We start from the raw sequence: 12,086 nt of genomic DNA, 5'->3' as shown, positions 1-12,086 counted from the left end.
CCATCACTCCCCCGACTGGGCGCCGCTCTGGGCGCCGGACTGGGGGGTGACGTGAGCGCCCGGGGTGAGCGTGGGGACCGGGTGCAGGTCAGGATCCGTGTTGTCGCTGACCGTCACGTGCACGCCCGGGAACGCCTCCTCCACCGACGGCAGAACGAACTGACCCGGATCATCCAGGGGCTTATCCGTCGGCAAACACGCGGAGCGCGACCTCATGGCGATAGAGTCCTCCGAAAACTTGAACTCGGCAAGGCCACCATAGGTGTCGATCAGCCGAATATCCCGAGTAGCATCCCTGTCTTTTTCCTTTTCAACCTGCACGGCCACCGCCCAATCGGGCTTGTTTTCTGTCACCAGTTTCTCGAGTTGCTCAAAGGACATCGACGGAGCCACCGTGGTGTAGCCAACCACCCGATACCCCTGGGTATCACCACTGCCACACACCTGTACGTACGGCAAGCCCATCGCCGTCAGCTCACCACCGGTCTCGGCGGCCACCTGCCCGGCAATCTGTGAAATCTGAGGCAGCCTCTCATCAACGTAGGCTTCAAGGCTTTGACGCTCACGGAAGGGCACGACACCGCCGAACCGCATCAACGTCAGCCAGCAGAAGACGAGCACCGCCGCCACCGCGACGCACCACGCACCCACGCGTGCCGGAGTCCACTTCTTCGTCATATTCATCCCCCCGACTGAGTTCCCGACTGCGGACGCAACTCAGGATTCTCATCGCCGTTATCATCAAAGGCCTGCACGATTGTCAGATTCGGAAACATCTCTTCAAGGCTAGGAAGCGGATATGACCACCGCGGGGTGTCCGGATCGAGAGGCTGGGACGGGAACATACACCCCGAATACAAATCAATGACAATGCCGTCCTTAGCCTCGTGGTGATAGAAACTCAGCTTATTCCCGTATTCATCCCCGACAGTAACAGTGCGAGAGTTGAGTTTATCTCTGCGTACCGGATCCCACGAATATCCGAAGCCGTTACGCTGCGCCCCCTCGACAACCATCCGACGCAAATCCTCATAATCGATCGCAGGAATAACCATCATCATCCAGTGGATATCCATGTCGGCCGTGTCCTTCGTCGCGCAACCGTCAACTCGATTCTTGCCACTGACTCCTAGCACGCCACCGGACTCGACGACGACCTCCTCGATGATGCCCAGATACCGGGGCAGGGTATCCCTGATGTGAACCTCCGTCGTCTGCCCCTCGGAGAGCGGGATACTGCCACTGCTGCGCCCAAAATACAGGCCAGCATCATCCGACAGCCCCGGCACGCACGCTGCAAGCAGCCAGGACACCGACAGAGCCGACAGACAGGACAGCACCTTCTTTTTCATCATCGTTCCTTGGCATCGGCGATCACCTTGCCGAGGTCATCGAGAGCATGATTCTCTTTTCCGGCTTCAGGGGCAACAAAGTAACTCGAGTGATTAGCAACCGGATTAAGGCCAAATGTCGAATAGTCTTTTGCCCCACTTGCATCTCCCGACAAATGTCCAATGCCCTTAAGGTCCTTGGGATCGAGACCAAAGTCTCCATCCGTCCCTACCCCCTGGACAACGTCGTGATGGGGGACAGCAGACACCCAGACATGATCTTTGTCGACGCCAAGGGTTCCGACTGACGCGACGCCCGCACCGGGTGAGCCCGTATACGCAAAGCCGTCGACCACGTCCTTACCAATGCTGCGCATCGCAATACCACCGGTTGTCGATCCATAGGAATGGGTGATTCCGGTCTGGTACACATCGAGACCCCGCTCTGCGCGCCAAGAGTGAATGCCCGTCATGAAATTCCGAAGAGAAACCGCCCCCGCTTCCGCTTGTGCGGTCGATGCGACACTCGGATCCGGCAAGGCTGGAGGCGCATCATAGCCAAGCCATGCGATGGTGGCAACGTTTCCCCGATCAGCCCCTGCTTTAACCGCAGCGTCTCGCAGGTTAGATGCGTAACTGAGGTTGAGGGCGGTGCTATCACGACAGTTCGTCGTCATACCGGGAACCAGAGTCGCGACATACTCAGCGTTATCGACATCTCCAATAGCCAACGCAGCAAGCACATTTTTTCCAGGTTCACCATACTCAAGAGAAATAAGTGAGATATCTGAATTGTCACCAAGTGAGTTATCTGACTTAGCATCAAGGGCTTTTTTGATGGCTTTGAGATCATTCAGTTTATTGTGAGCGTTGAGAAGGCGTTCATATCCTTCATCATCACTATACTGACTACCCCAGAATGAATCCTTACCCTTCTCATATGCAGCTTTCGCTTCGTCGTACTCCTTCTGCGCTTTCTCAAGTAGTCCCGGAATCCGATTTCCCGCGGCGTCGAAGTACCCATTCAACGCAAGCTCATTTGCCTTAGCTCGCGACGCCATGTCGATGCCATCCAAGTTTCCGTATTTCTCGGGATCCCTGTTGATGAGCGCCTCGCGCTCGGAATCGGAAAGCAGCTTCCACCACACGGAGACTTCCTCGGGGGTCCACGAGGGGTCAGCATCATTTGCCAGGCCCGCGGACTCCGAGTGGCGCCCCTCGGCCAGGGCATACTGGCCGTCGGCCAGAGCCTTGAACCTGGGGCCAACGGTTGTTTCCGCCTCGGTTGCCAGGTCAACCGCGGATTTAATGCACGCATGCAGATCCCGGTATTTCTCATACCGATCAGGATTGTTACTCATCTCCATCGGTGGCGTCATTACATAACCACTCTCCGGAATCGTCTCATGAAGCTCCGCCGCGACCTCGTACGCCGATTCGCGAATAGCCACCACCCGGCTCACGTACCCGTGCAGCTCCGCGGTCGCCAGCGCGTATTCGGTGAGTTCGTTGAGGCGCGAGTCCAGCTTGTCCTGGATCTCGGTGAGCCGCTGACGCATCCGATCAGGTCCCTCGCCCTGAGATCGGATATCGTTCGCAGCGTGCTCGAGGTCGGCGATGATCTCGCGCGCCTCACGCACCTTTTCCTCGATGAGGTCCTCGGCCTCGATGATGGCGTTGTGGTCCCAGCTCTGAATGTCCGCCCAGGTTGCCATTACTGCTCCTCCATCTTGCGTCGCAGGTCGTCCATCGTCATCGCCGGACCGCCGTGGGCGGTCTGCTGGAAGGTCACCGCAGCGTCATTTTCGGTCGCGTTATAGGCGTTGATCGAGTCATTCACGGACTGGGAGAAATCATCCAGGTCGCGCGACACTGCCATAACCGCGTCGTCGATCGTCTCGCCGGCGCTACGTCCCAGCCCCGCGAGCTCGCTCCCGCCAACCCCGGAGGAGATGTAGTCGCCCGCCGTCGCGACGGACACCGACTGCAGTCTGCTGGCCACATCCCTCGTGCGGTCGCGCAGGACTTCGAGGTCCCCCTCTTCGATGACTAGATCGCCGACCATGATGCTCCTTCAACGTCACTTCGGTGCCGATAAGCCAGACCCTACCAAACGGTCATAAGGCGAACAACAGCGCCCCCAAGGGGTGGGACACCCCGCCTCATCAAAAAGACGAAGCCGACTCTCACCTGCCGGTCACGGCCTCCACGCCGGGTCGCACTCGGGCGCGCCGTAGCGGTCGTACAGCTCGTCGGGGCGCGCGATCTCGTCGGCGAAGCCGAGGGCGCTCATGTCGACGACCGTGTCGGTCTGCGCACCGGAGGCCTCAAGATCGCCGGCCTCGTCGTGAGCGAGGAGGACTCGTGCGCGCACGCTGACCGGCGCCATCTCGGGATTGTTCCAGGTTGCCCGGGTGATCGCGTCGAGGGCGCGCGTGGCAGCCTCGTGCTCCGACAGCGCGTCCGAGGAGGCCACGACGATGTCGATGGACACGAGGGAGGGGCGCCCGAAGCCCTCGCCAACCTCGACGTGGACGACGCGGCGCGGCGCGCGACCCTCACTCGCACCGGCCTCGTGCGCACGCACAGGGAAGCCGGAGTCCAGCGCCGCAGTCGCGAGGTCCACGAAGCGCTGCGTGCGCCCGGTGCCCCTCGTCGAGGACAGGGCGCGCCACGCGATGCCCGCACCCAGGGCACCCACGCCGAGCGCGCCGATCATGAGCGGCCCGGCGATCTGCGGGAGCCGACCGCGCAGGCCCGCGGAGGCCGCCTTGTTGACGGGGGTCGAGACGCGCATCCATCGGCGCACCTCGCGCAGGGGGGCGTTGGGGTCGGTCATGACCTGTCCTTTCTGAGGGAGGAGAGAGCGGAAGCGATGCGCGGCGGGAGGGCCGCGCGGCGCCTGGCTCGGGCGATACGGGGCAGGCGGGGGGCCGTGACCGCATAGTCGATCGGGTAGGTGGCAGGTTCGAAGGAGCCCCCGCGTTCAAGCGCGGCGACCGTGTCCCACGTGCTCTCGGAGGTCGGGGTCAGGATGTCCTGCCAGATCTCGTAGTGCATGACGCGCGTGGGCTCGCCGGAAGTCGGCAGGAAATCCTGCAGAGCAGCCATCGACGAGGCCAGCCGGCCCCACGGGGTGACGCGAACCTTGCGCTCGAGGAGGCGGACGGTCTCGGTGTAGGTCGAGGAGGAGTGTGCGTAGTAGAGGGGGCGGGTACGAGGCCTCACGAGGCTCCGTCCGACGGTGACGCGCCGGTCGGGGGCACGGTCGGGAGAGCCGTCGAGGCTCGGCATGACGTCCTGGTCGTGGTAGACGGCGACGGTCACCACGTCGGGGCGCACGCGGATGCGGCGGTTCGGGCCGCCCGTGGACAGGATGCCGGCGACGTTAACCCCGGCCTCATCGGCGGGGACGGAGGCGAGGGCGGCGGCGACGATCCCGCCCTGGGAGTGGCCGCAGATGAGGACGGGTTCACGCTTCCACCGATCGGTGGGCACCCCATCTCGTTCCATGGCGGCGTGCAGCGCGCGCACGACGCCGACGCTCATCGCGCTTTCCAGGCCGAGCATGAGTCGGATGTTCGTCTCGGCGTCGGCGGGGTTATTGGTGGAGCGCCAGGTCATGGACTCGGTGCCGACCAGGGAGAGGAGCCAGCGGCGGGCATCGCCCTCACCGACGCGGGTGATCTTGACGGCGGGGCCGATCGTGCGCGACCAGTAGAGCTCGTCGATATCGGCGCACATGTCGGAGAGGAGCGCGGGGGCGTCGACGCGGCGAATCTGGGCCTCGGGGTGGCCGGGGAGCGGCTCCTGGAAGGCGGGGTCGGCGTCCGAGTCGCGCAGCAGGGCGACGTGGACCGCGCCGCCGCGCAGCGCGCCCACAGCGGTGCCAATCGTGAGCATGCCGGTCATGAGGGCGTCGTATCCGCGCCTGGGGATGAGGGGCAGCATGCGGGCCATGCGCCCGTCCCTGTCTGCGCCGATCGCAACGACCGTTCGCGCCCACGCGCGCCCGACGGTCGCGGTGCGCCGGGCGACGTGCGAGAGGGAGCGGATGAGGAGGGTGTCGAGGCCGGGGGTATCGAAGAAGATACGCTGCGATTTTTCGCTGATCGCGGTTCCCATGTCGTCCGAGAGGGAGCGCGCGCGGGAGCGCACGTCCTCGGGCAGGGCGGAGATTTCCACGAGCGCTCCAACTGCGACCGTGGCCGCGAGAGCGGGCAGGACGGGGGCGACTTTGAGGCGCAGGTAGAGGCCGGGATAGGCCTGGGGGACACGGCGAATCGCTCGGTAGCGCCGACGCGGGCGTCGCTTCATGTCCCCTCCTTACCTGTGTGCTGCCTCCACCCTACGGCGGGTGGGAGCCGGGCGCGCCGCATTGGGGGATGCGTGTCGCCACCCCCACAGCCCGTGTTGACAGCACCCCCTTGACACCCATACCCCCTAGGGGTACACTCAGTCTCATGAGCAACGAGCACGGCTACCACGGCAACACCGAGAATCATCTCGCGCGCCTGCGCCGCATCGAAGGCCAGGTACGCGGCCTGCAGCGCATGATCTCGCAGGGCGAGTACTGCATCGACATCCTCACGCAGGTCTCGGCCGTCCAGTCCGCGCTCGATTCGGTCGCGGTCAACCTGCTCAAAGACCACATGAACCACTGCGTCGTCACGGCGGCGCGCGAATCCGACGAGGCCGCGCAGGCCAAAGTCAACGAGGCGGCCGCGGCCATCGCGCGCCTCATTAAGTCCTAATAACAAGGAGACATCATGACCACCGATATCGATCGCACCATTGAACTGTCCGTCGACGGCATGACCTGCGGCCACTGCGTGATGAGCGTCAGCGAGGAGCTGAGCGAGATCCCCGGCGTCAAGAACGTCGAGGTCATCCTCAACTCGGGCGGCACCTCCAAGGTGACGGTCCTGACCGACACCCCCCTGGACGACGCGGCACTGAGCGACGCGGTCTCCGAGGCCGGCTTCACGCTGGTCGGCATCGCGCGCGACTTCTGAGGATTTCCACGCCTCAACGACGAGGCCGGGACACTTTCCCCGGCCTCGTTTCCTTTCGCCAAATACATACCCCCGGAGGGTACCCATGTCCACTGACTCCGTGACTCCCAACCGCATAACTACCGCTTCTTCGCACGAGGCACCCCCGGCCTCGGACCCGACCCCCCAGGTCGGCGAGGGTACACACGCCCATGCCGCCGACCTGCGCCGACGCCTCATCGTCTGCGCGCCGCTGGGCATCCTCGCGATGATTCTGTCGATGGTGCCCGCCTGGCAGTTCACGGGGTGGCAGTGGGTCGTCGCGGTAGCTTCGATCCCGGTCGTCACGTGGGGCGCGTGGCCCTTCCACCGGGCGGCCTTCGCGGCGGGTCGCCACGGGTCGACGACGATGGACACGCTGGTCTCCCTCGGCGTCATCTCCTCGACGCTGTGGAGCTGGTGGGCGCTGCTGTGGGGCGGTGCCGGGATGCTCGGCATGCGCATGCACATGAGCCTGATCCCGCGCGCGGCGCACGCCGGCCACGCGGAGATCTACTTCGAGGGCGCGTGCATGATCGTCGTGTTCCTGCTGACGGGTCGTTACCTGGAGGCGCGCGCACGCTACCGCGCTGGCGACGCGCTGCGGTCGCTGCTGCGCATGGGCGCGAAGGAGGCGACGCTCGTGAGCGTCGATCCCGCAACCGGCGAGCGCACGGAGACGGTCGTGCCCGCCTCGTCCCTGCAGGTTGGCGACCTCTTTGCGGTGCGCCCGGGCGAGAAGGTGGCGACCGACGGCGTCATCGTCGAGGGTTCCTCCGCCCTGGACACCTCGCTCCTGACGGGCGAGTCCGTGCCCGTGGACGCAGCCCCCGGCGACACGGTGACGGGCGCGACCGTCAACACGTGGGGATCCCTGCTGGTGCGCGCCACGCGCGTCGGCTCGGATACGACGCTCGCGCAGATCGGGCGCATGGTCGCCGAGGCCCAGGCGGGCAAGGCCCCCGTCCAGCGCCTCGCGGACCAGATCTCCGGCGTGTTCGTCCCGATCGTCATCGCCGTCTCCCTGCTCACCCTCGGGGGCTGGCTGCTCGCGGGCGGCAGCGTGCAGGCCGCGTTCACGGCGGCCGTCGCCGTCCTCGTCGTGGCGTGCCCGTGCGCGCTCGGCCTGGCCACGCCCACCGCGATCCTCGTCGGGTCGGGGCGCGCCTCGCAGCTCGGCATCCTCATCAAGAACGCGGAAATCCTCGAACAGACGCGCTCGATCGACACGATGCTGCTCGACAAGACGGGCACGGTGACCACGGGCGTCATGTCCCTCGAGTCGGTCGCGGTCGCACCCGGCGCGGGAGAGGCCTCGGCCCTGTCCCTCGCCGCCTCCGTCGAGTCCCACTCCGAGCACCCCGTCGCCCGCGCTATCACGTCGGGCGCCGCGGACCGCGGCCTGTCGCTCGTCCCCGTGACGGCGTTCGCGAACCGGCCCGGGCTCGGCGTCGTCGGCATCACCTCCCAGGGCGGCGTGCTGGTCGGGCGCCCGTCGTGGCTGGCTTCCCTGGGCATCGACGTGCCCACTTCCCTCCTTGATGCCGTGCGCGAGGCCGAGGCCTCGGGCGCCTCCGCCGTCGTCGCCGCCCTCGCGCCGCAGCTCGGCCAAGTAGCGACCACCGAAGCCGTCACCCCCATGCCGGAGGCCCACACGCACGTCGTCCTGCCCGGCCCCGACGCCAAACTGCCCCTCGCGACGCTCACCATGAGCGTGGGCGGCATGACCTGCGCATCCTGCGTTAGCCGCGTCGAACGCAAGCTCGGCAAGCTCGACGGCGTGAAGGCAGAGGTCAACCTCGCCACCGAATCCGCTCGCATCACACTCACCGCCCCTCACAGCGACGAGGAGCTCGAGGCCGTCGTCAACGCCGCCGGGTATTCCGGCACCGTCACCTCCCGTTCTGAGGCCGCGACCGCCGATGGCGCACCCGCGGCTGGCGGCAGCGCGAGTGGGGATACCGGTACCCCCACCCAGCCCGGCACCACCCCGGGCGCGGGCGAGCGGGAGGGGGCCCCGACCTCGTCCCTGGTGATCCCCGAGCATGTCGAAGGCCGCGCGATCGCCGCACTCGTCGTGCGCGACACGGTCAAGGACTCCTCCGCGGATGCGATCGCCCAGCTGCGCGAGCTTGGCATCGAACCGATCCTACTGACCGGCGATAACGAGGCGGCGGCCCGCCACGTCGCGGATCAGGTCGGGATCGAGCGCGTCATCGCGGGCGTCCTGCCCGACGGCAAGCGCGACACCGTCGCTGACCTGCAGGCCGAGGGTCGCACGGTCGCAATGGTGGGCGACGGCGTGAACGACGCGGCCGCCCTGGCGCAGGCGAGCGCGAAGGGCCTGGGCATCGCAATGGGATCGGGCACGGACGTGGCGATCGAGGTCGCGGACATGACGCTCATGAACTCGTCGCTGACATCGGCAGCGACCGCGATACGAGTGTCGCGCCGGACGCTGCGCATCATCAAGGAGAACCTGTTCTGGGCGTTCTTCTACAACGTGCTGATGGTGCCGCTGGCGATCGCGGGCCTGCTCTCCCCCATGCTGGCGAGCGCCGCGATGGCATGCTCGTCGGTGTTCGTGGTCCTCAACTCGCTGCGCCTGCGCACCGCGAAGTAGCCGCACAAACGGCACGAGTGCCGCGTGGCCGGGCATCCGGCTGCGCGGCACTTGTCGTATTACGAGGTGCGCGCTTGATCGCTCGAATCTCATGGTCACTTCCGGTGGTAGCGCGGGCTCGTTCCCAGGTGGACGGTGATTGTCTTGTTGTCCCTCAAGAGGATTCCCTCGTCTGTTCCGCGATAGACGTAGGACGACGGAAAGGAATCTGTCAGCGTGGCCCCTGCGATCCCGTCCATGTAGTCCTGCATCTCATCGACACTGGGGGAAGAGCCATTAGGCTTTGGAATAATGGGGTTCTCATCCGGGTACTGCGACGGATCCGTGTTGACCAACGACCCCAGAGCCGCCGCACCATAGCCCGTGTATTGATCCCAATTGTGATTGGGGTTCAGGCCCGTGCGAACCAGGAGCTGGAGGATCTGGTTGGTAGTGGCCTCAGGCCACCTCTGACGCGTCAAAGCTAGCATGCCGGCCACGAGCGGCGCAGAAACAGATGTCCCATTGACCGTTTGCGGCTGGTTTGTCGCAGGGTCAAAAGTGTTGAAGGGCCCACCAAAAGCAGCTGTGACCACGCCGTCACCCCAGGAGGAGTATGACGCGAACGTACCGTCGGCATTAATCGCGGACACACCAACGACCCCAGAGAACCTGCCTATGTGCGTCACGTTATCGTCACTGGCACCGTTGCCGGCAGAGGCAACGATAATAACGCCCTTGCTGATCGCGTTGGCGATCGCCCACTTCAGCTCAGGACTGTCCTCTGAGACGCTTTGGGAGACGGAAATGATCTGAGCACCATCCTCAACGGCCTGGTTGATGAGGCTCGCGAAAGTATTGAGCCGCCCACCATCGGAGCTGCATGTTCCGTTCGACGTTGTCGATACAGTCGACGACTGGTAGGTGTACAAGGTCGCGTCGGGTGCCACACCGGTCGTGGGTGAAACCAAGATGATCGCCATGTCGGTACCATGACGTTTCCCATCGGGGGTCGCCTCCACCGTGCAGCGGCTCTTGTCGGTGATCTTAGCCCCCTTGAGCGCAGGGTCGCTCGTATCAACCGGTCCGCCAATGGCTGCGATCGTGACACCCTTGCCGGTGTACCCCTTGGCGCGTACAGTATCCAGGGGATAGTAGGAGAAATAATCCTGTGACGGCACCGCATCGTCAGCAAAAGCCGGGGTGGGCGCCAGTGTCAGGGCACCAACGGCCAGAGCCAGTGCGGAAACAGCGGTGGTCAGTGCGCGCGCGGCGCGCCCCGCCCTCCCCGCGAAGGCGAAGGGAGAACGGAGCGCAAGCTGCGCGTCTGATCGCGCGAATGTCATGGTCACTTCCGGTGGTAGCGCGGACTCGTTCCCAGGTGAAGTTCCATTCCCTCAACTGCTACGGAAACGACACCTTCATCTACACCCCGGTAAACGTAAGACGAAGGGAAGTCACCTTGATATGAGGAAAAAGCGATTCCGTCCGTGTAGTCCTGAATCTCTTTAACGGTAGGACTGGAGCCATTGGGCTTTTGAATGATGGGGTTCTCGTCCGGGTACTGCGACGGATCCGTGTTGATCAAGTCAGCGAGAGACGCAGCACCATACCCCGTGTATTTGTTCCACTCATGGTTGGGGTTCAAGCTTGTGTGAACCAGGAGTTGGAGAATCTGGTTGGTTGTGGCGTTAGGCCACTTCTGACGCGTCAAAGCAAGGATGCCTGCCACGATAGGGGCTGAGATTGATGATCCATTGACCGTCGTCGGTGCGCCAGTGTTCACATCGTAGGTGTTGTACGGACCCCCGAGAGCAGTGGTAACCACACCATCACCCCAGGAGGAGTATGACGCGAACGTACCGTCGGCGTTAATCGCGGACACACCAACGACCCCAGAGAACCTGCCTATGTGCGTCACATTGTCGTCACTGGCACCATTTCCAGCGGAATTGACAATGATGACGCCCCTGCTGATCGCGTTCGCAATGGCCCACTTGAGTTCAGCAGTTCCATCCTGATCACTCTGGGAAATTGAAATAATCTGGGCCCCGTCCTCGACAGCCTGATTGATGAGCTTCCCAAAGGTATCAAGCCGACCAGTACTCGTGTCACAGCTTCCGCCCGACACCGAAGTCAGGTTCGAAACTTGGTACGTGTACAAAGTCGCGTCAGGCGCCACACCGGTGTAGGGAGAGACCAGAATGGTCGCCATATCCGTACCATGACGCGCATTTTCCGGGGAAGCCTCGATGGTGCATCGACTCTTGTCCGTAATCTTGGCACCCTTGAGGGCCGGGGCACTAGTGTTGACAGGGCCATCAATGAGGGCGATGGTCACCCCCTTACCCGTGAAGCCCTTCTCGCGAGCAGAGTCCAGGTAGTAGTAAGAAAAATATTCCTGCGAAGGCACCGCGTCGTCCGCTTGCGTGGGCGCCGGAGCCAGGGTGAGGACTCCTGTGGCCAGCGCGAGTGCGGAGGCGGCGGTGGTCAGGGCGCGCGCGGCGCGCCTCACCCTCCCCTCGCAACCGAAGTGAGAACGGAGCGTAGCGTGAGAGAAAAAGTTCACCACTGGCGGGGGTCCCATCCGTCGTCCGTACGCCTCGCCGGCGCAATATCCGTATCCGAGCCGTAAGTCTGAGACAGGGGATTCACGTAACCTGCGGGCAGCGCGTCCTCGTCGTCCTCGAACTTGAAGGCCATGTACTGGCGCCTGCGACGCTTCTTGTCTTCCTTGCCAGCCCCAGCACCAGCGCCGGCTCCGGTGCCCATGAATCCACCAGAACCTCTGCCCGCAGCACCTCCAGCACCAGAAGTGCCGCCATTTGCGCCCGCGGGGGGAGTGTAGGAGCCGAAGCCGGAACCGGAGTAGGAGCCGGCCTTGAGGGCGGAGGCACCCGCGGCGCCCAGGCCGTTGGTCGTACCGGTGATGCCACGCATGCCGGCCAGCCCTCCTGCAGCTCCGTTGGTACCCATCTGGGCAGCGCCGCGCACACCGAGTGCACCCGCACCGAGCGCGCCGGCTCCACCGAGCCGGCCTGCGGCGCTCGCGTCGGAGGCAGCACCGCCGTTGAGGCGCCACAGTGGGTGATCCACATCTGCGGGGGGGTGCCGGGGTGT

Annotated in this window: 12 protein-coding genes; 3 read left to right on the top strand and 9 right to left on the bottom strand. The window is 64.4% G+C overall.

Translation table 11 applies throughout. The annotated features are described in order from the left end of the window. Nucleotides 1–3: 3 nt before the first annotated feature. The 6 genes from FOC40_RS01705 to FOC40_RS01680 form a co-directional block, all read right to left on the bottom strand. Entirely contained in the window at nucleotides 4–684 is a 681-nt protein-coding gene (locus tag FOC40_RS01705; protein WP_003795968.1) for a DUF4853 domain-containing protein, read from the bottom strand. Further along, nucleotides 681–1,355, bottom strand: a complete 675-nt coding sequence (locus FOC40_RS01700; RefSeq protein WP_003795970.1) for a DUF4853 domain-containing protein — start codon at nucleotides 1,353–1,355, stop codon at nucleotides 681–683. Before FOC40_RS01700 ends, FOC40_RS01705 begins: the two co-directional genes overlap by 4 nt. Beyond that, nucleotides 1,352–3,046 (bottom strand): alpha/beta hydrolase, encoded by a 1,695-nt coding sequence (locus FOC40_RS01695; RefSeq protein ID WP_003795972.1) that lies wholly within the window; start codon nucleotides 3,044–3,046, stop codon nucleotides 1,352–1,354. The genes FOC40_RS01700 and FOC40_RS01695 overlap by 4 nt, the downstream gene beginning before the upstream one ends. Next, nucleotides 3,046–3,396, bottom strand: a complete 351-nt coding sequence (locus tag FOC40_RS01690; protein WP_003795975.1) for a hypothetical protein — start codon at nucleotides 3,394–3,396, stop codon at nucleotides 3,046–3,048. Before FOC40_RS01690 ends, FOC40_RS01695 begins: the two co-directional genes overlap by 1 nt. A 132-nt stretch (nucleotides 3,397–3,528) precedes the next feature. After that, complete coding sequence (locus FOC40_RS01685; protein WP_003795977.1) at nucleotides 3,529–4,170, bottom strand: hypothetical protein; 642 nt, start codon at nucleotides 4,168–4,170, stop codon at nucleotides 3,529–3,531. After that, nucleotides 4,167–5,648 carry an alpha/beta hydrolase gene (locus FOC40_RS01680; protein WP_155844102.1) on the bottom strand — a complete coding sequence of 494 codons (1,482 nt, stop codon included), beginning with the start codon at nucleotides 5,646–5,648 and terminating at the stop codon, nucleotides 4,167–4,169. The genes FOC40_RS01685 and FOC40_RS01680 overlap by 4 nt, the downstream gene beginning before the upstream one ends. A 146-nt stretch (nucleotides 5,649–5,794) precedes the next feature. Between FOC40_RS01680 and FOC40_RS01675 the strand changes: the two genes are divergently transcribed. The 3 genes from FOC40_RS01675 (at nucleotide 5,795) to FOC40_RS01665 (ending at nucleotide 8,987) form a co-directional block, all read left to right on the top strand. Beyond that, entirely contained in the window at nucleotides 5,795–6,085 is a 291-nt protein-coding gene (locus tag FOC40_RS01675) for a metal-sensitive transcriptional regulator (RefSeq protein WP_003795983.1), read from the top strand. Between the two features lie 15 nt (nucleotides 6,086–6,100). Further along, the gene (locus FOC40_RS01670) at nucleotides 6,101–6,346 is read left to right on the top strand and encodes a heavy-metal-associated domain-containing protein (protein WP_003795985.1); all 246 of its coding nucleotides are present in this window, start codon (nucleotides 6,101–6,103) and stop codon (nucleotides 6,344–6,346) included. Nucleotides 6,347–6,431: 85 nt separating this feature from the next. Beyond that, a complete protein-coding gene (locus tag FOC40_RS01665) occupies nucleotides 6,432–8,987 on the top strand; it encodes a heavy metal translocating P-type ATPase (protein WP_003795987.1) in 2,556 nt (851 codons plus the stop codon). Between the two features lie 95 nt (nucleotides 8,988–9,082). On the opposite strand, the gene FOC40_RS01660 is transcribed toward FOC40_RS01665, so the two are convergent. Genes FOC40_RS01660 through FOC40_RS10630 form a run of 3 tightly spaced genes read right to left on the bottom strand, consistent with a single transcriptional unit; the run spans nucleotide 9,083 to nucleotide 12,062 of the window. Further along, nucleotides 9,083–10,312, bottom strand: coding sequence for a S8 family peptidase (locus tag FOC40_RS01660; RefSeq protein WP_003795989.1), 1,230 nt, complete (start codon nucleotides 10,310–10,312; stop codon nucleotides 9,083–9,085). Between the two features lie 2 nt (nucleotides 10,313–10,314). Beyond that, entirely contained in the window at nucleotides 10,315–11,553 is a 1,239-nt protein-coding gene (locus tag FOC40_RS01655) for a S8 family peptidase (RefSeq protein ID WP_039929626.1), read from the bottom strand. After that, on the bottom strand, nucleotides 11,532–12,062 hold the full coding sequence (locus FOC40_RS10630) for a hypothetical protein (protein WP_155844101.1): 531 nt from the start codon (nucleotides 12,060–12,062) through the stop codon (nucleotides 11,532–11,534). Before FOC40_RS10630 ends, FOC40_RS01655 begins: the two co-directional genes overlap by 22 nt. Between the last annotated feature and the right edge of the window lie 24 nt (nucleotides 12,063–12,086).

Source organism: Schaalia odontolytica, assembly GCF_009730335.1.
GTDB lineage: Bacteria > Actinomycetota > Actinomycetes > Actinomycetales > Actinomycetaceae > Pauljensenia > Pauljensenia dentiphila.
This window is presented reverse-complemented; position numbering and strand designations above follow the sequence as displayed.

Coding starts and splice junctions, on each gene's coding strand:
- FOC40_RS01700 (WP_003795970.1), bottom strand. CDS start 1,355: ATGATGAAAAAGAAGGTGCTGTCCTGTCTGTCGGCTCTGTCGGTGTCC.
- FOC40_RS01695 (WP_003795972.1), bottom strand. CDS start 3,046: ATGGCAACCTGGGCGGACATTCAGAGCTGGGACCACAACGCCATCATC.
- FOC40_RS01690 (WP_003795975.1), bottom strand. CDS start 3,396: ATGGTCGGCGATCTAGTCATCGAAGAGGGGGACCTCGAAGTCCTGCGC.
- FOC40_RS01660 (WP_003795989.1), bottom strand. CDS start 10,312: ATGACATTCGCGCGATCAGACGCGCAGCTTGCGCTCCGTTCTCCCTTC.
- FOC40_RS01680 (WP_155844102.1), bottom strand. CDS start 5,648: ATGAAGCGACGCCCGCGTCGGCGCTACCGAGCGATTCGCCGTGTCCCC.
- FOC40_RS01685 (WP_003795977.1), bottom strand. CDS start 4,170: ATGACCGACCCCAACGCCCCCCTGCGCGAGGTGCGCCGATGGATGCGC.
- FOC40_RS01655 (WP_039929626.1), bottom strand. CDS start 11,553: ATGGGACCCCCGCCAGTGGTGAACTTTTTCTCTCACGCTACGCTCCGT.
- FOC40_RS01705 (WP_003795968.1), bottom strand. CDS start 684: ATGAATATGACGAAGAAGTGGACTCCGGCACGCGTGGGTGCGTGGTGC.
- FOC40_RS01675 (WP_003795983.1), top strand. CDS start 5,795: ATGAGCAACGAGCACGGCTACCACGGCAACACCGAGAATCATCTCGCG.
- FOC40_RS01665 (WP_003795987.1), top strand. CDS start 6,432: ATGTCCACTGACTCCGTGACTCCCAACCGCATAACTACCGCTTCTTCG.
- FOC40_RS01670 (WP_003795985.1), top strand. CDS start 6,101: ATGACCACCGATATCGATCGCACCATTGAACTGTCCGTCGACGGCATG.